Origin of the sequence: Neolewinella maritima (genome assembly GCF_923081025.1) — a bacterium.
In the GTDB taxonomy this organism is placed as follows: Bacteria; Bacteroidota; Bacteroidia; order Chitinophagales; family Saprospiraceae; genus Neolewinella; species Neolewinella maritima.
The window spans coordinates 850,466-872,784 of the sequence record NZ_CAKLPZ010000001.1; the positions used below are offsets into that span (position 1 = coordinate 850,466).

At 61.1% G+C, this 22,319-nt stretch carries 17 protein-coding genes; 7 read left to right on the forward strand and 10 right to left on the reverse strand.

The features are described 5' to 3' along the window. The first annotated feature begins 3 nt into the window (after positions 1 to 3). Positions 4 to 1,182 (forward strand): glycoside hydrolase family 88/105 protein, encoded by a 1,179-nt coding sequence (locus tag MJQ68_RS03435; RefSeq protein WP_238749582.1) that lies wholly within the window; start codon positions 4 to 6, stop codon positions 1,180 to 1,182. Continuing rightward, positions 1,182 to 2,423 carry an alginate lyase family protein gene (locus MJQ68_RS03440; RefSeq protein WP_238749583.1) on the forward strand — a complete coding sequence of 414 codons (1,242 nt, stop codon included), beginning with the start codon at positions 1,182 to 1,184 and terminating at the stop codon, positions 2,421 to 2,423. Before MJQ68_RS03435 ends, MJQ68_RS03440 begins: the two co-directional genes overlap by 1 nt. On the opposite strand, the gene MJQ68_RS03445 is transcribed toward MJQ68_RS03440, so the two are convergent. The 6 genes from MJQ68_RS03445 to MJQ68_RS03470 all read right to left on the reverse strand — a co-directional run bounded on the left by MJQ68_RS03445 (position 2,424) and on the right by MJQ68_RS03470 (position 9,044). After that, positions 2,424 to 3,926 (reverse strand): DASH family cryptochrome, encoded by a 1,503-nt coding sequence (locus tag MJQ68_RS03445; protein WP_238749584.1) that lies wholly within the window; start codon positions 3,924 to 3,926, stop codon positions 2,424 to 2,426. Between the two features lie 135 nt (positions 3,927 to 4,061). Beyond that, positions 4,062 to 5,186 (reverse strand): mechanosensitive ion channel family protein, encoded by a 1,125-nt coding sequence (locus MJQ68_RS03450; protein ID WP_238749585.1) that lies wholly within the window; start codon positions 5,184 to 5,186, stop codon positions 4,062 to 4,064. 55 nt (positions 5,187 to 5,241) lie between these two features. Continuing rightward, positions 5,242 to 6,507: a hemolysin family protein gene (locus MJQ68_RS03455; protein ID WP_238749586.1), complete on the reverse strand. Its 1,266-nt coding sequence runs from the start codon at positions 6,505 to 6,507 to the stop codon at positions 5,242 to 5,244. A 12-nt stretch (positions 6,508 to 6,519) separates the two neighbouring features. Further along, positions 6,520 to 7,518, reverse strand: a complete 999-nt coding sequence (locus MJQ68_RS03460; RefSeq protein WP_238749587.1) for a sugar phosphate nucleotidyltransferase — start codon at positions 7,516 to 7,518, stop codon at positions 6,520 to 6,522. A gap of 283 nt (positions 7,519 to 7,801) precedes the next feature. After that, a complete protein-coding gene (locus tag MJQ68_RS03465; RefSeq protein ID WP_238749588.1) occupies positions 7,802 to 8,443 on the reverse strand; it encodes a response regulator transcription factor in 642 nt (213 codons plus the stop codon). A 7-nt stretch (positions 8,444 to 8,450) separates the two neighbouring features. Next, on the reverse strand, positions 8,451 to 9,044 hold the full coding sequence (locus tag MJQ68_RS03470; protein WP_238749589.1) for a CopD family protein: 594 nt from the start codon (positions 9,042 to 9,044) through the stop codon (positions 8,451 to 8,453). Between the two features lie 418 nt (positions 9,045 to 9,462). Here MJQ68_RS03470 and MJQ68_RS03475 point away from each other — a divergent pair, with 418 nt between their 5' ends. Continuing rightward, positions 9,463 to 10,182, forward strand: coding sequence for a glycosyltransferase family 2 protein (locus tag MJQ68_RS03475; RefSeq protein WP_238749590.1), 720 nt, complete (start codon positions 9,463 to 9,465; stop codon positions 10,180 to 10,182). 82 nt (positions 10,183 to 10,264) lie between these two features. Here MJQ68_RS03475 and MJQ68_RS03480 read toward each other — a convergent pair whose 3' ends face one another. From MJQ68_RS03480 to MJQ68_RS03490, 3 genes are all read right to left on the reverse strand, one after another. Then, a complete protein-coding gene (locus MJQ68_RS03480) occupies positions 10,265 to 12,412 on the reverse strand; it encodes a M16 family metallopeptidase (protein ID WP_238749591.1) in 2,148 nt (715 codons plus the stop codon). A gap of 35 nt (positions 12,413 to 12,447) precedes the next feature. Next, a complete protein-coding gene (locus MJQ68_RS03485) occupies positions 12,448 to 13,782 on the reverse strand; it encodes a M16 family metallopeptidase (protein WP_238749592.1) in 1,335 nt (444 codons plus the stop codon). A 69-nt stretch (positions 13,783 to 13,851) separates the two neighbouring features. Further along, the gene (locus tag MJQ68_RS03490) at positions 13,852 to 14,262 is read right to left on the reverse strand and encodes a hypothetical protein (RefSeq protein ID WP_238749593.1); all 411 of its coding nucleotides are present in this window, start codon (positions 14,260 to 14,262) and stop codon (positions 13,852 to 13,854) included. Positions 14,263 to 14,425: 163 nt separating this feature from the next. On the opposite strand from MJQ68_RS03490, the gene recQ reads away from it, so the two are divergent. The 4 genes from recQ to MJQ68_RS03510 are packed head-to-tail and all read left to right on the forward strand — an operon-like array spanning position 14,426 to position 21,448. After that, complete coding sequence (recQ, locus tag MJQ68_RS03495) at positions 14,426 to 16,657, forward strand: DNA helicase RecQ (protein WP_238749594.1); 2,232 nt, start codon at positions 14,426 to 14,428, stop codon at positions 16,655 to 16,657. Further along, complete coding sequence (locus MJQ68_RS03500) at positions 16,654 to 17,091, forward strand: gamma-glutamylcyclotransferase family protein (protein ID WP_238749595.1); 438 nt, start codon at positions 16,654 to 16,656, stop codon at positions 17,089 to 17,091. Before recQ ends, MJQ68_RS03500 begins: the two co-directional genes overlap by 4 nt. After that, complete coding sequence (locus MJQ68_RS03505; protein ID WP_238749596.1) at positions 17,091 to 18,344, forward strand: exonuclease SbcCD subunit D C-terminal domain-containing protein; 1,254 nt, start codon at positions 17,091 to 17,093, stop codon at positions 18,342 to 18,344. Before MJQ68_RS03500 ends, MJQ68_RS03505 begins: the two co-directional genes overlap by 1 nt. Further along, the gene (locus MJQ68_RS03510; protein WP_238749597.1) at positions 18,341 to 21,448 is read left to right on the forward strand and encodes an AAA family ATPase; all 3,108 of its coding nucleotides are present in this window, start codon (positions 18,341 to 18,343) and stop codon (positions 21,446 to 21,448) included. The genes MJQ68_RS03505 and MJQ68_RS03510 overlap by 4 nt, the downstream gene beginning before the upstream one ends. On the opposite strand, the gene MJQ68_RS03515 is transcribed toward MJQ68_RS03510, so the two are convergent. Further along, positions 21,423 to 22,319, reverse strand: coding sequence for an alpha/beta fold hydrolase (locus tag MJQ68_RS03515; protein ID WP_238749598.1), 897 nt, complete (start codon positions 22,317 to 22,319; stop codon positions 21,423 to 21,425). The genes MJQ68_RS03510 and MJQ68_RS03515 overlap by 26 nt on opposite strands.

Here is a 22,319-nt window from a genome sequence, read left to right on the forward strand (position 1 = left end):
TTCATGCCTAGTAGCCGCCTATTCGACCCACCGGTGATCGTATCAAATACCGTTCTAACTAAGCATACAAGCCACACCATGAACCGCTACTTCAGTATTCTCGCCGTCCTCACCCTCTGCCTGTCCTGTGCCTCACGCCCCAAGCAGTCACCGCAGACGATCGAAGCCGCCATGGTCGCCGCCCTGCAGTGGCAGGAGGCCAACCCCATTCAGGCCAAGGCACCCACCGACTGGACCAACGGCGCCTACTACACCGGTGTAGCCCGGGCCCACGCCGCCACCGGCAATCCGGTCTTTCTGCAGGCAATCGCGGATATGGGGGAGCGCAATGACTGGCAGACTTACGAGCGCTACTTCCACGCCGACGACGTGGCGATCTCCTACGCCTACCTGTACCTGGATGAACAGACGCCGGACGTGGCCAATCTGCAACCTACCGAAGCCTGGCTGGACGCCCACCTCAACCAGCCCCACGAATGGAAGGCCGGCTCCCGTAGCGACGAAAAGACCATCCTCTGGTGGTGGTGCGATGCCCTGTTCATGGCCCCGCCCGTGATCACCGAATACGCCATGCGCTACGACGACCGCGCCCTGCTGGATACGATGTACACCTACTACCGCGAAACCTACGACCTGCTCTACGACCAGGAGGAGCACCTCTTCGCCCGTGATGCCCGCTACCTGTGGACTGGCTCGCCCGACGACCGCCGGGAAGTCAACGGCAAGAAGATCTTCTGGTCGCGCGGCAATGGCTGGGTTCTGGGCGGTCTGGCGCTGATGCTGGACGAGCTGCCGCAGGACTACACCCACCGTCCCTTTTTTCTGCAATTGTACCGGGAAATGGCGACCAAGATCAAGGCCATTCAGCCGGACGACGGCCTGTGGCGCACCAGCCTGCTCTCTCCCGAATCCTTCGACCACGGCGAGGTCAGCGGTAGCGGATTCTACACCTTCGCCCTGGCCTGGGGGATCAATAACGGTATACTCGACCGGGGGGACTACCTCCCCGTAGTGTATAAGGCCTGGCGGGGACTGCAGGCGGCGCAGCAGGCCAGCGGCAAGGTAGGCTGGGTGCAAAATATCGGTGCCGACCCCCAACCCGCCAGCGCCGACAGCTGGCAAAATTTTGGAACTGGTGCCTTCCTACTAGCCGGTAGCGAGGTGCTCAAACTGGACAACTGATGAGAGTACTACACCTGCCGTTTCTCCTGCTTCTTGCCATAGGACTCTGCACCTGCGCGCCGCCGCCCGCGACGAATGAAGCTATTGTGTCGGACGTGCCGGCAAGCTCCGATTTCACCAACTACCCGGTCGCTCACCTAAAGGCCATCCGTGCAGCATACGTAGCCGAGGAACCAATGACCGTAGGGGTGGTAGAGCGACTGTTAGAGCAGGCGGACGCCGAGCTCGACGGACCGGTCTACACCATCGTCAACAAGGAGGTGATGCCGCCGAGCGGAAACCCCAAAGACTACCTCAGTCTGGGGCCCTACTGGTGGCCCGACCCCGCCAAGGAAGACGGGCTGCCCTGGATACGCCGCGACGGGGAGGTCAATCCCATCACCCAGGGCGCGGGAACGGATAAGCAGCAACACAACGCCTTCTCCCGGGCGGTGGAGACCCTGTCCTACGCCGCCTACTTCAGCGGTGAGGCGACCTACCGGGAACGGGCCGCGCTACTGCTGCGCGCCTTCCTGATCGACCCGGAAACGAAGATGAACCCCCACCTGAACTACGCCCAGGGTATTCCTGGCCACAATACCGGCCGCTGCTTCGGCGTGATCGAACTGACGGACGTGATCGACCTGGTGACCAGTCTGGAGGTGCTGCAACTCGCCGGAGGGATCGATCCGGCGGTGCAGCAGGGGGCGGCCGATTGGCTGGCTGCCTACCTCGACTGGCTACAGACCAGCGAACTCGGTATCGAGGAAAAAACGCGTCTGAACAACCACGGAACCTGGTACGATGCCCAGGTGCTCAGCATTCTCAGTTATCTAGGTCGCGAGCAGGAAGCCCGGGCCGTAGCGGAAGGCGTGAAGCAGCGGATCGATTCACAGATCGAACCGGACGGTGCACAACCCCACGAACTGGAACGGACTAAGTCGCTGTCGTACAGTACGATGAATCTACGGGGCTTTACCATCCTTGCGTACCTGGCCCAGGGGGTTGGCGTGGACTTATGGGGCTACGTGTCACCGACGGGAGGGAGTATACCGCAGGCGTACGCCTACCTAAGGCCGTACGTCGTGGGAGAGGACGAATGGAGCTATCCCCAGCTGGGTAAAGTCAGTGAGGCGCTACGGGGCACCACGGACTTATTCGGGCGGGCGGCTAGCTTGTTTGGTGCAGACGAATACTGCGCGGTGCAGGGGGAGCTAGCCGCTACGCCGGATCTGGAGGATCTGATCTACCGCTGTGAGTGATCAGGCGTAGCGCCGGTTCCGCCGGTCCCGGCCCTTCCGCTTCTGGGTGGCCGGGGTAGGCTTGTTGCGGTACTTCTCCGAGGGCACCAGCGGCATGGGGTAGCTGGCTCCGAGGCGTATGCCGTATTTCGATTGGTCGGCATCGCTCAGTACATCGGGCTGGTGCACGTAGTCTGAGGGTACCTCACTGAGCTCCGGGCACCATAGCTTCACGTACTCCCCGCTGGGGTCGTAGCGGTCGGCCTGACTCAGGATGTTAAAGTAGCGGTTCTCGCGCGGATCGCTGCCCACGCCGGCCACGTAGTTCCAGTTACACCAGTTGCTGGTCACGTCGTAGTCGATGAGCATGTGCTCGAAGTACTCGGCGCCCATGCGCCAGTCCACCTTCAGGTCCTTGACCAGGTAGCTGGCTACGTTCTGCCGGCCGCGGTTGCTCATGAAGCCGGTCTGAGCGATCTCACGCATATTGGCGTCGATGAAGGGCGTGCCGGTCTGCCCGTCGATCCAGCGCTGCAGCAGCGCGCTGTCCTGCTTCCACTCCGGGTCGGCGGCGTCCTTGAAGCCCCGCTTCTGGAAGATCTTATCGCCGTGCTTCTTGCCTATCAGACGGAAGAAATCGCGCCACAGCAGCTCGAACACCACCCAGTAGGTACTGTCGTTGGCGCCGTTCTTGGCCTCGTAGGCCTTCACCTCCGCGTAGATACGCTTCGGACTCAGACAGCCCTGCGATAGCCAGGCACTGAACTTGGTGGAGTAGTCGCTGCCGATGAGCTGGTTGCGGGTCTCCTTGTAGGTCGCAATGGCGTGGCTGTCGAACAGGTAGTAGGCCAGCCGGTCCAGTCCGTTGGTCTCTCCGCCGTGCCAGTCGATGGCCGAGCGCTCGTCCTGCGGAGGTTCCGCCAGTCCGAAGTCGGCCAGCGTAGGCAGCTCGCCGGGCTCGATGCCCGAATCAGTCACCATGGGGATGCGGCTGGGCGTCGGCAGCGGCTCGCGCACCGCCGTCAGCCGCTCGGTCTCCTTGCGAAACTGGGTGAAGGTATCCGGCGTCTGGGTGATCGGGAAGGGCAGGTCGGAGGTATAGTATAGCAGCTTGCCGCGGGAGTAGTAGACCTCGCGGCCGATCGTCCAGAGACTCTGCTCTACGGCGTTCTGCACCTTGAGTTCTTCGCTCGTGCGCTCGCGGTTGCAGAACGTCCAGCTTGCCTTGGCCTGCTGCGATAGTTCGGCAAGGATCTCTTCGGGTTCACCGACGCGGACGATCAGGTCCGCCCCCCGCTGCCGCAGGTTCTCGCGCAGGTCGGCCACGCTTTCCAGAATGAAGCGGGCGCGGTGCGGACCCACCTTGGGCAGGCCCGTCAGCGGCAGGGAGCCGCGCCACTCGCGGGGGTCGAAGATGTACACGGGCAGCACCTCGTCGCCGTGCTTCATCGCATCGCTGAGGGCTTCATTGTCGTGAAGCCGCAGGTCCCGTCTAAACCAAACTAGTGCCGCGCGTTTGCTCATTATCCCGTCGTATTACTTACCCAAACTAACCGGGTGGGGTAGGGATGGTTGCGGGATATTTCGGCTATTTATGCCTATTCCGGGACCGGTACAACGTGCGCGGCCGCAGGTGCGCAGCTACTGGTCAACTGCGCGTTATTTGGGGGTATGTGCACCGGGATTTGCGGGCTGCCCTATGGCCGGACTCATCTCGATCCGCGTACGGGGCAGGTGCTCGCTGTGCTTGGCCTGGATCCAGCCGATGAGGTGCTCGCGGATTGCGCAGCGCAGGTCGAAGGTATTGCCGGAGTTGCTGCCACTGGCGGTGATGCGGATGGTCATCACGTCCGCATTATTGTCGGTCACCTTGACGCCGAAGACTTCCTTATCCCATACCTCCTGTAGTTCGACAAAGCGCTTAGCTTCCTCGCGCAGGGCTTCGACCGGGAAGGTGTAGTCCACGTACATGAATACCGAACCGATGAGTTGGGTGTCGCCGCGCGTCCAGTTCTGGAAGGTATTGTCGATGAAGTTGTTGAGCGGCACGATCATGCGCCGCTGGTCCCAGAGTTTGAGGGTGACGTAGGTAAGGGTGATCTCTTCCACCTTACCGAACTCACCGTCGACGATGAGCGAATCGTCGATGCGGATGGGCTGGGTAAAGGCGATCTGAAAGCCCGCCAGCAGGTTAGCGATCGACTTCTGGGCCGCAAAGCCGATAATGATACCGCCCACCCCGGCCGAGGTAAGCAGTCCGGTACCCAGCGCGCGTACGGCCTCGAACTGCAGTAGGATAAAGGCCACCGTAACGATAAATATGATGATGCCCACGATGCGCTGGATGTACTGCAGCTGGGTGAGGATCTTGCGCTCCTGGATGTTATTCGTCGCATTGACGCTATAGCGGTGCCGGACGGTATCGGCTGCCACGTTGACGATACGGATGAGTAGGAGGGCACCAAAGATGTACAGCACGGTACGGGCCAGCCGAATGCCCCAGTGCAGGTACCAGGGCGATTCGACGACCTCGGGGTACACGGAGTCCTCCAGATGCTGCCAGAACAGTACCGTCAGGGCGAAGGATAAAAACCAGAAGAAAGCATTGCGGGTCTCCCGGGCGATGGCCTCCAGGGTATAGCTCTCGGTGCGCCGGCCGGTACGCCGCAGTATGCCGTACAGTACCAGAGCCACGACCGTAGCCAGCAGTAGCGCCACTCCCATACGGATAGCCATACGGATGACGACGGGGGTAGCGTTGACGAGTTCAATGAATTCTTCCATGGGGGGGCGGGACTAGGATAAAGAGCGGTAAACGACGGAGCAGCGGGACAGTTCGCTACTCGGCGTCGCTGGGGGGAAGGACGTGCAGGTGGACCACTTCGATGCGGGTGTTACTGACCTCCAGCATCCGGCAGTTGAAGCCCTCCAACTCCAGCTCCTCGTCCTGTTCGGGGACCCGCTCGGCGGTGGTGACGATGAAGCCGGACAGCGTCTGGTAGTCACCCTCGGGCAGCTTCAGCGCGTACTTATCGTTGAGGTAGCTGATCTCCAGCCGGCCGCTGAACTTATAGTAGCCGTTGCCCTCGTCTACCTCCACGTAATCGTCTTCGTCGTATTCATCCTCGATCTCCCCGAAGATCTCCTCCAGCAGGTCTTCCATGGTGACCACCCCGGCGATGCCGCCGAACTCGTCTACCACGCAGGCGATACTGAGCTGGTCCTTCACCGCGCGATCCAGAATATCGGCCACACGGGCTACCTCGGGGATGAAGGTCAGCTCGAGAATACACTGGCGGATCGTCTCCGGAAACTCCAGCAGCTGCTGGTGGTGCACGTAGCCCAGCACGTTGTCCATGTCACCATCTACGATGAGCAGGCGGCTCAGGTGGGTATCGATAAACTTGGCCTCCAGCTCCTCGACCGATGCCGATACGTCGATGGACTCGATCTCCGTGCGGGGCACCATGCAGTCGCGCAGGCGTACGTCGGCCAGGTTGAGTGCGTTGCCGAACAGCTTGGTGTCGATGGCCGACTCCTGCTCCTCGCTGGTCTGGCTCCGGTTCACGAAGTTCTCCAGGTCCAGCCGGGTGAGCACCGTATCGAGCTCTTCACTGGGCCGCTTGAAGAACAGGCGCAGTACCCAGTCGCTCACTGTAGTCATCACCACGCTGGGGATATACAGCAGCACCTGCAGAAAGCGCAGGGGGAGGGCCCAGAAGTACAGCGCATTGTCGGAATACATCCGGAAGACCGTCTTGGGCACGTACTCGCCGAAGATGAGCACGATGATGGTGATCAGCAGGGTGTTCAGCAGGAGAATAACTACGTCCGACTCGATGCCCAGCTGCGTACCCACCAGGTAGGTGAGGGGTACGGTGATCAGGGAGGTGAAGGCGACCAGGGCGATGTTGTTGCCCACCAGCATGGTACTGAGAAACTGGGCGGGGCGCTCGAACCAGGTGGTGAGGATCCGGCTGCGCGTGTTGTTGCGCTTCTTTTTGAGCTCTACGCGCAGCTTGTTGGCCGACACGTAGGCGATCTCCGACCCGCTAAAGAGGGCCGAAAGCAACAGGCAGATAAGGATGGCGACGGCCAGGGTCATACGTTAAAGGTACTATCCGCCGAAGTCAATCTCGGTGTTGTCCCCAATGTTGAGGCTATGGCGCATGCCGCCGATGCTGGCATCATTGCCCACCACGGACTTGCGGAGTACGATGTCGTAAATGCGGGCGTAGTCACCGATGATGGAGTCGGACACGATCGCGTTGATCAGCTTGGTGTTGGCACCTACGGTGACGTGGGGCCCGACGATCGAGTTGCTGATGTCGCAGTCCGCCCCGATGTGCACCGGGTGAATGATGATGGCGTTATCGTAGGGTGGGGGATCGTCGGTAGCAAAGCCCGGTCGGTCCAGGAAGATGGCGTTGGTCTGTAGCAGCACCTCGCGCCGGCCGCAGTCGAACCAGTTGTCTACCCGGATGGTCCGCAACTCCACGCCCCACTCCAGCATTCGGGCCAGGGCGTCGGTCAGTGGATACTCCCCGATGCTGCGGATGTTGTGCTCCAGGTTGTGAGCGCACGCCTCGATGAAGGTCTGTACTTCCCGGATCTTGTAGCAGCCCACCATGGCCAGGTTCGACTTCGGTATCGTGGGCTTTTCGATCAGGCCGCGGATGTTACCCTCGCGGTCCTGCTCCACGACGCCGAACTGACGGGGATCCTCCACCGTCTTCACTCCGATGCAGCTCGTGGTTGACTTCACGAACTCGATCAGGTCGGCGTCGATGATGGCATCCCCGAAGAAAATGATAATCTCGTCAGCGTCGGCGTAGTGATCACGGGCCAGCCAGATCGCGTGGGCCGAGCCCATCCGCTCCTCCTGGTTGACGAACTTGGTATTCAGCTGTGGATACACCCGCTCGATATACTCGCGAATCTTTTCGCCCAGGTAACCGATGATGAACACGAAGTCGGTCACCCCCAGGTCGATCAGCTGATCCACGATAAAGCTCAGGATCGGCTTACCCGCTACCGGAATGAGGGGCTTAGGCTGGGTATACGTAAGGGGACGCAGACGCATGCCCGCTCCGGCTACGGGAATGATGGCTTTCATGGCGGTAAGATAGATCGCCTTTGGCGGTTAGACGCCTTTGGCTGGTTGGACGGCTTCGCCTGTTAGACGCCTTCGGCTGGTTAGATCGCCTGTCGGCTGGTTAGACGCCTTCGGCTGGTTAGACGCCTTCGGCTGGTTAGATCGCCTGTCGGCTCGTTAGACCCTTCGGGCTTAGACCGCTTCGCGGGTAGAGGGTCTAACCCGCGAAGCGGTCTACCTGCTGAAAGCAGTCTAACGAGCGAAGCGATCTAACGAGCGAAGCGATCTAATCAAGCGAAGCGCCCTAAATCTCCCCCTTAAGCTTCTTATGCACCACTTCCATCTTGGAGTTCACCTGCAGCTTGCGGTAGATGTTCTTGATGTGGTCGCGGACGGTCTCGATGCTGATGTCGAGGCGCTCGCCGATCTCGCGGTAGCTGAGGTTGTCGACCAGGCCCTGGACGATCTCGAGCTGGCGGGCGGTAAGCTGGTCGGCGGAGGAAACGCTGCTCTTCTTGCGCTGCTGATTGTGGAAAGCGACGACCTGGCGGGCGATGGAGGGGCTCATGTAGCTGCCGCCGCGGTTGACGGTGTGCACGGCGTCGCGAATGATGGTGGGGTTCACGCGGCGCTTGGAGATGTAGCCTACGGCACCGGACTGGAGGGCGCGGAAGATGTTGTCGCTCTCGTCGCTGTTGGTGAGCATGATGATGTCCATCTCGGGCCAGCGCTTGAGCAGGTGGGGGATGCCGGAAATACCATTCATGCCGGGGAGCATGATGTCGAGCAGTAGCGTGTTGAGCGGACTGCTGGCCGGTACGCGGCTCAGAAAGTCTTCGACGCTGGTGGCGGCGTGCACGACCTTGACGTCGCGGTTGCCGTCAAAGCATTCTTCGACACTGGCGAGCATGATGGGCTCGTCTTCGATAATTCCAAGGTGGATCATAGCTAGGTTATTTTTCAAGGCGGATAGACTCGGCGCGGCGGTTGCGGTAGGCCACGGCGCCCCGGTAGATGAGCAGGCAGAACAGCAGGACCCCGATACCGAGGTAAAGATAACTGAGCTGCCCTACTTTTCCGTATACCGCCGTGAAGGCGATGGCCACCAGGAAAAAGGTGGGCACCTCGTTCCAGAGCCGCAGCTGCCAGGCCGACAACGGACGCTCACCGGCCTGCATGGGCAGCATGATTCGGTACTTGGTGTACAGCTGGTACACTACCATGGATACCACGAAGGTGAGCTTGACCGCCAGCCAGCCTGGGGTACCACTGACGAAGTAGGCCGGATTGGCCGCCACCATGATCAGCCCGCCCGTCCAGGTGATCATCATGGCCGGCGTGGTGATCACCTTGTATACCCGGCCCTCCATGCCGCTGTATTCTTCCCGCAGGATCTGGGCACGCAGGGGACTGTCGGGCAGACCGGCCTCGGCCACCACATCGGTCTCGGCGTGGTTGACCAGCAGCCGCCCGAGGAAGAACAGCCCGGCGAACCAGCTGATAAAGCCGATCACGTGCAGCGCCTTGGCAAAGAGGATAATATCCATGGGGTGAAGGTAGGTGGCCACCACCTGGGAGGCCTCACGCCGCCGTCAAATTAGCGGCTTGCAAATTGTCATTAAAAAACACACACCCGTCGAACATCGGTAAACCAGGGTGGGTTTTGGCCTAGAATCAGTTGGTCGGTTTGCGTCTGTAAAGGACACGGCACCGGCGGCCCCGCCCCGTCCATTTATGGTACGCGGTGGAACATACTGGTCATGAATTAGACCCCTTAACGGTATACTATATTGTCGCGTTGACAAGTTCAACGAGTACCTCATGTAACCGACCTATCCCCCTTGACGTATGAAACTTGATATTCTGTGTGGTAAACTATTCGTGGTACTCCTACTGATCGTTTTACTATTCGCCTAATGCGGTACCGGTGCGCCCCCTACCTTCGCCACCGGAAAACCGCCGCCTATGTCTTCGCCTCCGACGCTATCCATCGTCATCCCGGCCTTTAATGAAGGCCGTACCATCCACCGTATCCTCGACCGGGTACGTGAGGTAGCGCTGATCGGCGGACTCACCAAGCAAGTGATCGTAGTTGACGATGCCTCTACCGACGACACCGAGGCCGCCGTGCGCCGCTACCAGGACGCCCATCCCACCTTCGACATACAGTATCATCACCACCGCGTCAACCGCGGGAAGGGTGCTGCACTGCACACCGGCATCGCCCGCGCCACGGGCGACTACCTCATCATCCAGGATGCCGACCTCGAGTACGACCCCCGCGAATACAACGACCTGCTGCCCCCCCTACTGGATGGCGTAGCGGATGTCGTCTACGGCAGTCGCTTCCAGGGCAGCAAGCCCCACCGTATCCTGTTCTTCTGGCACACGATCGGCAACAAGTTCCTGACCACCCTCAGCAACGTATTCAACAACCTGAACCTCACGGACATGGAGACCTGCTACAAGCTCTTCCGCACCGAGCTGGTCCAGTCGCTCTACCTAGAGGAAGAACGCTTCGGCTTCGAACCGGAAGTCACCGCCAAGGTGGCCCGTATCCCCGGCGTGCGCATCTACGAAGTGGGCATCAGCTACTACGGCCGCACCTACGCCGACGGCAAGAAGATCGGCTGGCGGGATGGGGTGCGGGCTATTTACTGTATTGTTAAGTATGGGATTAAATAGCTAGACCGCTGCGCGGGTAGTACATCTACCCGCGACAGCGGTCTAGCAGCGTTAGCGATCTAAAAGCCGAAGGCTCCCTAACCTACTCCATCTCAAACAGCGACTCGTCCAGCTCCGTGTTTACCGTCACTTCGGTGACCTGCATCTCGAGGGGGATGGGCATCATGCCTTCGACCTTGAGGGTGCGGGGGAAGAGGATGCCACCGGCCTCAGCGTAGTCGCTGTAGCTCTGCGTGATGGTCTGCGGGCCCTGGGTGCGGACCGACTGTAGCTTCAACATATCGTCTGCGCCGTAGTACTCGCGGCTGGTGCTGCCATTCTTGGTGATGGCCAGTACGATGGCTTTGGTGCCGTTGACCATTTCGCTGCCTTCTACCGTGATGCTGTCGAGCATAGTGAGGTAGGTGGCTTCGGGGAACAGGGCGGCTTCGTCCTTCATGGCGGCGATGGCCTCGTCGGGGAGGGGGACGCTCTGTCCCTGCTGCTTGACCATGCCCTTGCCGTTGGCGTAGCGCTGGTCGGCCAGTAATATACCCATCATGCTGGTCTGACTGCTCATGCGGGCATCGTTGGTCTTGATCATGGTCTGGTTGATGGTCTGTCCCTGGATGCTGCCTTCCATGGTCATGGAGACGTTCTCCAGTGCCATGGCGGCCTCCTTGCCACCGATGGCCTCGAAGTAGCCGTTGAGGACCTGCTCGGGCGTCACGTCGGTGGGGGCGTCCATATCGCTCATGTCTACGGGCTGGCCGTTGACGTCGTAGTAGTCGACCGTGCCGCTGCTGGCAAACTGTGCGAGCTTTTCGGCTACGGACTTTTCACCGACCACGATGATGTGGGCGTTCTTGGGGTCGATCAGTTCGTTGGCTACTTCGCTTACGTCGTTGATGCTGCTGTTCTGCACCACCTTGAGGTACTCGGGGTAAAAGTCGCGGTCGAGGTCGTAGCGCACCGTATTCAGGGCGAAACTGGCGATGCGCTGTGGGCTCTCCAGGGCGCGACCGAAGTTACCGGCCGTCTGCATCTTGGCCAGGGTCAGCTCGTTTTCCGTGATGGGCTCGTTGGCGATGCGGTCCAGTTCGTACATGAACTGTACGATGGCCGAGTCGGTCACTTCGTTGCGCACGTTAGCGTTGGCCCGGAAGTTGCCGATGTTGGGATTCTCCGACGTACTGGCGTAGGCGCCGTAGGTATAGCCCTTGTCTTCGCGCAGGTTGGCGAACAGGCGACCGTTGAAGCTGCTGCCGAGCACAATGTCGAGCAGACCGGCGCGGATGGCCTCCTTCGTGCCGGGCTCCAGCTTGATGGGATCGGCAATGATCACGTTAGACTGTACGGAACCGGCGCGGGGCACGAAGGCTACTTTGATGCCTTCGGGCCGCTGCGGGGTATCGAATTCCGGTACCATGACCTCCTTTTCTTCCCAGCTGCTGAAGTTGGCTTCGGCTAGCGTACGGGCTTCTTCGGGGGTCAGGTCACCCACCATGACGAGGTAGCTACGGTTGGGTACGAAGTAGGTATCGTAGACTGCCTTCACGGCAGCCAGGTCGATATTCTCCAGCGTCTCCTCGGTCATCAACTCACCGTAGGGGTGGTCGCTGCCGTACACCATGGTCTGCCGCACGCGGTCGGCGATGGCATCCGGCGTAGTGAGCTGCTGGGCCAGTCCGGCCTTCGTATCCTCCTTGACCTTGTTGAACTCGGCTTCGGGAAACTGCGCGTCCAGGACGATAGCTGCCATCATCTTCAGCACCTGCTCCTTGTACTTACTGATCGTGGAGGCGTACGCTCCGGACCCACTGGTACTGATGTTGGCGCCGATGAAGTCGATGGCCTCGTCCAGCTCCTCCTTAGTCATTTCGGAGGTTCCGCGCCGCAGCATGCTACCGAGCATTTCCTGCGCACCGGCGGTCGCGCCCTCCATATGCAGGGGCACGTCCACGAAGAGCTGGTAGCTCACACGGGGCAGTTTGTGGTTTTCCACTAATACGACCTTCAGGCCATTGTCGAGCTCAAAGTCTTCAAAATCACCCAGCTGGATCTCGGGTGCGGGACCGGGTTCGGGGGCCGTCATCCGGAACTCGGCGTTTACCGGCGGAGTGGTATCCCGGGCGGCGGGTGCCGTCTGGGGCGGGGCCGCAGGTGCGAAGTACGTAGTGGAAGCGGTGAGACTGCCGGCCGTAGTCACGAGCAGTATAAGTACCGCATAGCGGTATATAGAATAAAACATAGTATTAACCTTTTAGCGTGGAGGGGAGGGGAGTACTAGCGGCTGCTGGGCTGGGGGAGCCAGTACAGGACCACCCGGTTGTCAGGGGTATAGTACTTCTGGGCTACGCGACGGATGTCTTCCTTGGTGACGTCCAGGTAGCGCTGCGTTTCGGTATTGATGAGGTCGGCGTCGCCGAGGAACATCTCGTTATTGGCCAGGCTCTCGGCGATACCGGCTACGCTGCCGTAGCTGGAGATGGCCTGCACTTCGATCTGGTTGCGCAGCTTTTCGAACTCGCGGTCAGTGATGAGCTCGGTCTGTATGCGGTCTACCTGCTCGTCGAACGCGCTTTCCACGGCCTTCAGGTCGGTGGTGCCAGGCCGGGTGATGGCAAAGGCGATGGCTACGCCGGGATCCTGGCTACTGGCGGGGAAGCTACCTACCTGTACGGCCAGTTCTTTTTCGTCGACCAAGGCCTTATTGAGGCGACTGCTCTGTCCCTGGCTCAGCACCTGGTTCATCATGCTGATGCCGTAGTAGTCGGGATGCGAACGGGCCACGGTGCGGTAGCCCATGATGAGGGCGGGCAGGGGGACGTTGTCGTACACCGTATCGCGTACTTCTCCACCCAGGGGGGCTTCCTCTACCGCTACACGGGGAGGCTCGGGACCGGTAGGAATGTCGCCGAAATACTTCTCGACCAGTGCCTTGGTCTCTTCGAGGTCCAGGTCACCGGCAATACTCAGGATAGCATTATTGGGGACGTAGAACGTCTTGTAAAAATTGACGTAGTCGGCTTCTTCCGCGCTATCCAGGTCCTCCATGTAGCCGATGGTGGGGTTCTTGTAGGGGTGCTCCTTGTAGGCCCGGCTGTAGAGCTCGGGGAGGACGCGGCCGTAGGGCTGGTTATCCATCCGCTCGCGACGCTCCTCCTTGACGACCTGCCGCTGGGTTTCTACGCCTACGGATTCCACCTTGGCGTGGAGTAGCCGCTCGCTTTCGATCCACAGACCGAGGGCAAGCTGGTTGCTGGGCAGGATCTCGTAGTAGTAGGTGCGGTCCGGGCTGGTGTTGGCGTTCATCATGCCGCCGGCCGACTGGATGTAGTCGTCGATTTCTCCGCGCTCCAGGTTCTCACTGCCCTCGAAGAGGAGGTGCTCGAAGAAGTGGGCGAAGCCGCTGCGGCCGGGAAAGTCGTCCTTGCTGCCTACCTCGTACATGATGGATACGGCAACGATGGGGGTAGAATTATCCTGGTGCAGGATGACCTTCAGGCCATTGTCCAGGGTATATTCTTCAAAATCGATCTGGGTGGTTTGAGCTACTGCCGTAGCCGAAAGGCTAAACAAAAGAAGCGGCATAAGGAGCCGCCGGGTAAAGGTGAACATAGTGTGTGTTTTCCGGTGAAACAGAAAAGTCACTCCTACGTTTGCTAAAGAACTGTTAATTACGACGGCTTAGAACGCGCTGACGTCCTTGCGCCTGCGCTCCAGCTCCTGCTGGATGATGCAGCGCAGCCGTTTTCCGCGGTCGTGGCAGCTGAAGCGACCGCGGACGTAAGCGGTGGCTCCGATCAGTACTACGGCCAGGAACACCAGGGCGGCCAGGGTGCCGTAGACGACGGGGTGCCAGCCGAGCAGTCCGGCGGCGCAGGCCGTGAAGAGCATGGCAGGAATACAGACGCCGAGGCGGAAGATCGTGCGCCGCAGTTCGCGCAGTCGCATACTTTCCAGTCGCAGCCGGCGCAGCAGATGGTGGAGCTCATGGGTCGCATAGGAGCTGGCACCGCCCGTGAGGATGAGCAGAAAGTCATCGTTACCCGCCCGTTCCAGGCGGTTGATCTGTCGGTTCCAAAAACGGTTAGCCATCGTAGGGCTAAAATTAGGGAACCCCGGGCGAGTGGCAAAGGGACGGGGAAAAAGATTATCGTTGGCGGGGCGATAAAACTAATGGTATAAATTCTTCAAACACGCTTGTAGTTCCTAAAACAATTTGTAATATTTGCCAACCCCCACCACTTAAGTGAAACGAATGACACCCGAACTGGCCCGCACGGCGCTCAAAAAGTATTTCGGCTACGATGACTTCCGGCCCCAGCAGCTGTCGATCATCGAGCACGTGTATGCGGGCAACGACGGTATCGTACTGATGCCCACCGGCGGCGGCAAGTCCATGTGCTTCCAGATCCCGGCCATGACGATGCCGGGCACGGTGGTGGTGGTCAGTCCCCTCATTTCACTGATGAAGGACCAGGTCGACGGCCTCACCGCCGTAGGTATCCGGGCCGCCTACCTCAATAGCAGTCAGCGGGGTAATGAGTCCCACGCCGTAGAGCAGGCCTACGAGAACGGCGAGCTGCACCTGCTGTACGTCAGTCCGGAAAAGCTGCTCTCCAACGGCTTCTTCAGCTTTCTGCGCCGGCGGCGGGTGTGTCTGTTCGCCATCGACGAGGCCCACTGTATCTCTGCCTGGGGCCACGACTTCCGCCCGGAGTACACCATGCTCAAGCAGCTCAAGACCGCCTTCCAGGACGTGCCCGTGCTGGCGCTCACCGCTACGGCCGACCGGCTCACCCGCCGCGATATGGCCGAGCAGCTCGGTATCCCCGATGCCAAGCAGTTCATCGCTTCGTTCAACCGACCGAATCTAAGCCTGGAAGTGCGGCCCGGACAGAAGCGTCGTGAGCAGATCGTACGCTTCATCCGCGAGCGACCCGAGCAGGCCGGCATTGTCTACTGCCTGAGCCGTAAGCAGACCGAGAACCTGGCCGATAAGCTCCGCGAGGCCGGCTACAACGCCGAGGCTTACCACGCCGGACTTAGCGCGGATCGCCGGGCCAAGGTGCAGTCGGACTTCATCAACGACAAGACGCTCATCGTCTGTGCCACCATCGCCTTCGGTATGGGCATCGATAAGAGCAACGTGCGCTGGGTGATCCACTACACCATGCCCAAGAACCTGGAGAACTACTACCAGGAGATCGGGCGGGCGGGGCGCGACGGAAGCAAGTCGGACACCCTGCTGTTCTATTCCTACAATGATTACACTACGCTCAAGGACATGATCTCCGGCGGCGGCAATGCCGACATCCAGCTCGCAAAGCTGGACCGCATGAAGGAGTACGCCGAGAGCCTGGCCTGCCGGCGGCGCATCCTGCTCAATTACTTCAGCGAGGACCACAGCGACGACTGCGGCAACTGCGATGTGTGCGCTAATCCACCGGAGCGCTTTGACGGCACCGTGCTGGCCCAAAAGGCGCTCAGCGTAGTGGCCCGGCTGCGGCAGTCGGTGGGTCAGGGCATGGCCATCGACGTACTGCGGGGGTCTGGCCGGCAGGACATACGCAAGAACGGCTACGACCAGGTCAAGACCTACGGCGCGGGCCGCGATATGTCGAGCTACGACTGGAACCAGTACTTCGGACAGCTCATCAGCCTGGGCTACCTCTACGTGGCCCATGAAGACTACAACAAACTGCGGCTGGCCCCCGCCGCCCGCCGGGTATTGTTCGACGGGGAGACCGTGGAGCTGGTCAAGTTCCAGATCATCAAGGACCGCAAGAAGCAGGAGGAGAGCAAGACCGCCAAGCGCGCCGCCGCGCCGCGTAGCCGGGGTAACCTGTTCGAGGTACTGCGCGAGGTGCGCCGCAACCTGGCTCGTGAGGCCGCCATTCCACCCTACCTCATCTTTTCTGACAAGACGCTGGAGGAAATGGCCGCCAGTGCGCCGCGTACCGAGCTGGCGTTGTCGCGCGTCAGTGGGGTAGGGGAAGTCAAGCTGGCCCGCTTCGGCGCCCACTTCCTGCAGGCCATCAAGTCATTTTCTGATGAGCAGCCTACTAGTACCCAGGCCACGCCGACGATCCCACCATCCACCCGGGAGGGCGACCTGCGCAAAGCGCGCCAGGCCGAAGACCGGGCCAGTCGCGGCGATACGCCCACCCACCTGGTCACCTACCGACAGTATATGGCCGGGGCCTCCCCGCGTGACATCGCCCGTAAGCGCGGACTCAAAGCCACTACCACCTACAGCCACCTGGCGCAGGCCTACGGGGAGGGGCACGAGTTCAAGATCGAAGATCTGCTACCCGGTGAGACGATGAACTGGATCGACGAGGCCATGCGCCACGTGCCGGATGCCGAGGGGCGCAGGGGCATCCTGGCGTACATTGCCGAGCACTACCCCGGGGGAACGGTAGCCTACTATCACCTGGATCTGGTCGCCGCCTACCGCGACCGGCATCCCCTACCTACTGCCTCATGAGTCAGGCCGATGAATACCTCTTTGCCTACGGCACGCTGCGCAGTGATATCCCCTCCAGCATGAGCAAGTTTTTGCGCCGGCGGGCTACGCTGGTCGGGAAGGCCACTACCTCCGGCCGACTGATCGATCTGGGGGGCTATCCCGGATTCGTGCAGGGCGGCGGCACTACGACCGGAGAGCTGTACCGACTCAATGCCGACCGGGTAGCCGAAACCTGGGAACTGCTTGACGCCTATGAGGGCGTAGCGGGGAACGCCTCTGACGAATACCGGAAGTCTATAGTAAGCGTACGGGTAAGGGATGGCGGGACCTTCCAGGCCCGGACCTACGAGTATAAGCAGGGAACAGCAGGACAGGCGGAGATTCCCAATGGCGACTACCCGCCCTTCTACCGCAGCAACGCCGCCCACCAGAAATTCACCGGACACGATTGATGCGTATCCTTCATACCGCAGATTGGCACCTCGGACACCGGCTCTACAACCGCGACCGCAGCGATGAGCACCGGGCGGCCCTAAAGTGGCTGCTGCAAACGGTGGCCTCGGAACGGGTCGATGTAGTCATCGTGGCCGGCGATGTATTCGACGTGACCAACCCCTCCAACCAGGCCAAGGAATTATACTACGAGTTCCTGGCTGGCCTACGGGGTACCTGCTGTACCGCCGCGGTCATCGTGGGGGGCAACCACGATTCACCCTCGCTGCTGAACGCACCGCGCAGTCTGATGAAGGCCCTGCAGCTGCACGTGGTGGGCGCGGCCGATACTCCGGCTGCGGAGCGGGTCGTACGCATACAGTGTAGGGAGCAGGAAGTACTGATCGCCGCGGTACCCTACCTGCGGGAGCGCGACCTGCGCACCGCCCGCTTTGGGGAGACGGTGGAGGACCGGGCTGACGCCCTGCGCACCGGTATCCGCGACCACTTCGAGGAGATCGCCACGGCGGCCGTTGCCCAGCGGTCGCACGACGCAGTGCCCATCGTAGCTACCGGTCACCTGTTCGCCGCCGGGGCATCTGACGACGAGGAAAAGAAGAGCTACATCTACCAGGCCAACGAGCAGAACATCGAGGCCGGGGCCTTTCCCGGCTGCTTCGATTACGTGGCCCTGGGCCACATCCACCGCGCGCAGCGGGTGGGGGATCAGCAGCATATCCGCTACGCCGGTAGCCTGGTACCGCTGACCTTCGTGGAGGGACAAGCCGCGCGCAGCGTCCGGATCGTGGATATCGGTCGGGCCGGTGAGCCGGTCAGCAGTAGGAAGGTACCCGTACCCTATGCCCGTACCCTGCTTCGATTGCGCTACGAACTGCCGGAAATCAAACGGCGATTGGCGGAGGCCGTACGGAGCGATACGGTGCATACCCTGACCCCCTGGGCCGAGGTGCGGGTACTGTCGGACGACCCCATCCCCAATCTGCGGGAAAAGCTGCTCAAGCACCTGCGGGACGTACAGGCCGAATGTGGCTCCGAGACAACCATCGAACTCATCCGAATCAGTAGGGAGCGCCTCACCCCCCACTCGGCCATGAACGGACACGATCCGATACAGCAACAGCTAGACGAACTAGACCCCCTGGAGGTCTTCTCCCAACTCTGCGCCCGCGCGCAACCCAGTGAAGAGATGGCTACCGCCCTGCGCCATGACTTTCTCGTGCTGCGCGACTGGATCAATGAAGAGCCGGCATGAAGATCCTTCGCATTGGCATCCTCAACCTAAACTCCCTGCGGGGGGAGCACGTGATCGACTTCACGCAAGCCCCCCTGGCCGATCACCCGCTCTACGCCATCGTAGGGCCTACCGGGGCCGGTAAGACCACTATACTCGACGCGATCACCCTGGCCCTTTACGGGCAGACCGAGCGGACCAAGACCCTGACCGATGCCAAGAAGGAAGTAGCTACGGTGATGACCCACGGCACCGCACAGTGCCACGCCGAGCTAGAGTACGAGGTCGGCACCGGACGCTACCGGAGCGTATGGCGACGGCGACGGGCGCATTCCAAAGCCCACAAGGACTTGCAGGGCAGCAGCCGGGAGATCAGCCGCTGGAACACGGATACCGGCACCTACGATATTCTGCAAACCAAGAAGCGGCACGTAGAGCGACTGACCGAAGAGGTTACGGGCCTTACCTACGAACGCTTCGTGCGCTCGGTCATGCTCACTCAGGGAGATTTCGATCGGTTTCTAAAGTCTAAACCCGGCGAGAAAGCCGAGATACTCGAGCAGATCACCGGCACCGAGGTGTACTATCAACTGAGCCAGGGTGCCTACCGCAGGCACAAACTTGCCCGCGATCACTTCGAGCGGGCCACGGCGGCGCTGGAACATATCCTGCCACTACGTGCCGAGGAACGCGCCATCCTCGAAGCGTCCCTAAGCGAACGGGCGGAGGTGGTGGCTGCCCTACAGGAGCGGCTGCGCGTACTCACTACGCAACTGACGCGGCACGATCAGGCCGCCAGGCTGGCTGATCAGCAGGAAGCTACCGCCACAAACCTAGCGGCGTGTGAGCAGGTCTGGCAGCAGCTTGCCACCCAGCGACAGCAGCTGAAGGTATGCGATAAGCTGCTGCCCCTGCGGCCTGACCTGCAGGAGGAAGAACGGTTGACGGCGGCGCTGGTACACGTCGCGACGCGCAGCGCAGTCAATCAGGAAGAAGTGAAGGCCTCAGCTTCCGCACAGGAACAGATCAATGAGCAAAAGCAGGCGCTCGACCAACAGTTACTCCGTTTCACCCAGCAAAGCCCCCAGCGCGAACAGTGCCTGGCCGACGCTGAGCAACTGGAAACCGCACTGAAGCTACTGGCCCAGCAGCAGCAAGTCGCTACCCTGGACCTGACCCGGCACCGGCGCACGCGCACAACGACCCTCGACGAACTGCAGCGCTTGAAACGTGAAATTCTTGCGTTGGAAGAGCAGCTCGGTGGACTATCCGCCGAAGCGGTCGCGGAGGAAACGGACACGCTGGAGGGTACTCTGCCCCGCCTGGAACAGGAGCTGAACGAACTGACGGGGCAATTGACCTACCTGACCGTAGCACATTCTATTGCGGAGGAAACGCAGGTGTACGATAAACTGGCGCAGGAAGTACGGGTGGCTACCGGAAGCGTAGACCACTTGCTGCAGGAACTTAAGTCCGCGGAGCTGGAGGTTGACCTGGCACAGTCACGGGTACAGGTCGCTCGCCTACACGCTAGTCTGGACGAACACCGGCAAAGGTTGCAGGATGGCGACCCCTGTCCGCTCTGTGGAGCTACCCACCACCCGTATAGCGATGGCGTGGTACTAGATCAACAGATCAGCAGTCTAGAACAAGCGGTGTTCCATCGGGGTAACGATTTTATGGCCGTCGAACAGCAAGTAGCCGCAGCCACCGATCAGCGTAACTCGCTCAGCAGCGCGCTGAACGCCAGTAGCCGGGTACTGGAGGAGCGCAGGGCTCAACTTACCCAGCTAGGATCGCCCCCCGCTGCTACCGTAGAGGAACTACAAGCCCGGAAACGGGCCCAGCAGCAAGCGCTGCAGACCGGCCGAGAACGCCTGGACAAACTACGTCGGCTACGACCCCTGGTACCGCAACTGCAGATCAAGCGGGCGGAGCTGGCCGCTAAAACGCGTGCACTTGAGGAGGCCGAGCAGGGCATCGGTCAGGTAGAGATCACCCTAAGCAAGATTCAAACCGAGATCAAGCAGCAGGAGGACCGGCTGACCGAGCTCCTCCACCCGCACCCGAGTAGCAGTAGCTACCGCCAACATTACCTGCGGCAGGGGGCGGAGGTGCAGCAGCGACTGACCGATCACCAGCGTGAGCTCCAACTGGGGGCCACCCAGCTCGCTACCCTGAAGGAGCGGCAGCAATCGATCGAGGCCCAGCGTACCAGCCTGAGCCAGGAGCTATTGGTAGTTAGTGAACGACTGGCCGAGGCCCTACTGTCCCTAAACTTGACGCGGGAAGAAGCCCGCCGGCACCTGCTGGGGCCGACTGAGCTGGCGGACCTGCGGCTGCACCTACAGGCCGCGGAACAGGAATGCACCACCAACCGGGCACTGGCCGAACGGGTAGCTGCGGAATACCGGGAGGCCGCCGCCGCGCTGGTCGGCCTGCCCGAACGCAGTACCCTACGTGCGGAACAAGCGCAGGTCGAAGAGGAACTGGCGCGGGTACAGCGCGACATCGGCTCGCTGGAGCAGCAGCAACGGGAGGATGAGCAGCGCATCGAAGCGGTAGCCCACCAGCGGATCGAGCTAGCCGCCCTGGAAAAGGAGCGCGACCGCTGGGCGCGTATGAACGAGCTGATCGGCTCGGCGGACGGAAAGAAGTTTCGCAGTTTCGCGCAGTCGATCACGTTGCAGCGGCTGGTCAGTATCGGCAACCGGCACCTGGAGACGATCAATCCACGCTACCGGATGTGCTACGCCCCGCCCGCGCCGGGAGCCAAGGAGACCCTCGACCTAGAGATCATCGACAACTACATGAACGACAACCGCCGGACGATGGAAACGCTGAGTGGGGGGGAGACCTTCCTCATCAGTCTGGCCCTGGCCCTGGGCCTATCGGACCTGGCCCGCGGTAAGCAGCTCATCCAGTCACTGTTCATCGACGAGGGTTTCGGTACGCTGGATGGTAAGACACTGGATCAGGCCATGGTGACCCTGGAGCAACTGCAGGCGCAGGGAAAGACCATCGGCATCATCAGTCACGTGCAGCAGCTGCGGGAGCGGATCCACTGTCAGATCCAGCTGGAGCCGCTGGGGGATGGTTTCAGTCGTGTGCAGCTAACCAGTTGACCACCGTACGGTGAAACACCTCCGGTGCCTCCGCGAAGGCGACGTGGCCTACGCCGGGCAGCCGCACGAAGTGACCCGCCTGCAGCCGCGCGGCATACTCCCGCTGGTGGGCGTAGGGGATGATGGGGTCGCGGTCGCCGGCGATGACACAGACCGGTGTGCGGATGTCGTCGATCTCGTCCATCAGGTTCATGTCCAGCAGGTAGCGAAACAGGGCCTGTTGCCCGCCGATGGGATGCTGGCGGACGTCCGGAAAAATAGCCTCCAGGGTAGGGTCGAGCAGAGGATACTGCAGCAGTCGACGCCACCGCCGGGCGTAGAACAGCGTAGCTAGTTTGAGGAATACGACGTGGCGTTGCAGGATCCACCAGCCCGTATGGAATAGTGCCCTGCGGACCAGATTACCCTGAGCGAAAAACTGCAGTACGCCCTCCAGACCCCGCGCCCGACCGGTCATGAAACCGCCGATGCTGATCACTGAGGCTACCCGCTGCGGGTACTTGGCCGTGTAGTTGAGGCAGGAGAAGGCACCGAGGGAGTAGCCCACGAGGTGAAATTTTCCCTCCGGTAGTAGGGCGCGGATTGGCTCGGCCAGTAGCTCGGCGAAGAGTTGTTCGTCCAGGTGGCGCGTCAGTCCGTCTACCGAAGCCGCTTCGGTGAAGCTACTGGGGTAGTGTAGGGGCAGACTCACCGAGTACCAGGCCCGCTCGCGCCAGACCTCGGGATACATGGCCACCTCCCAGAACCGGTAGCTGGCGGTGAGCCCGTGCACCCACACTACGGGCAGGGCGGTTGCGGCGGGGTTGGGGTACGACAGGCAGGCAATGCGGTGCCCCCGGTGGGTGACGAAGGAGGAAACAGCTGTGCGCAT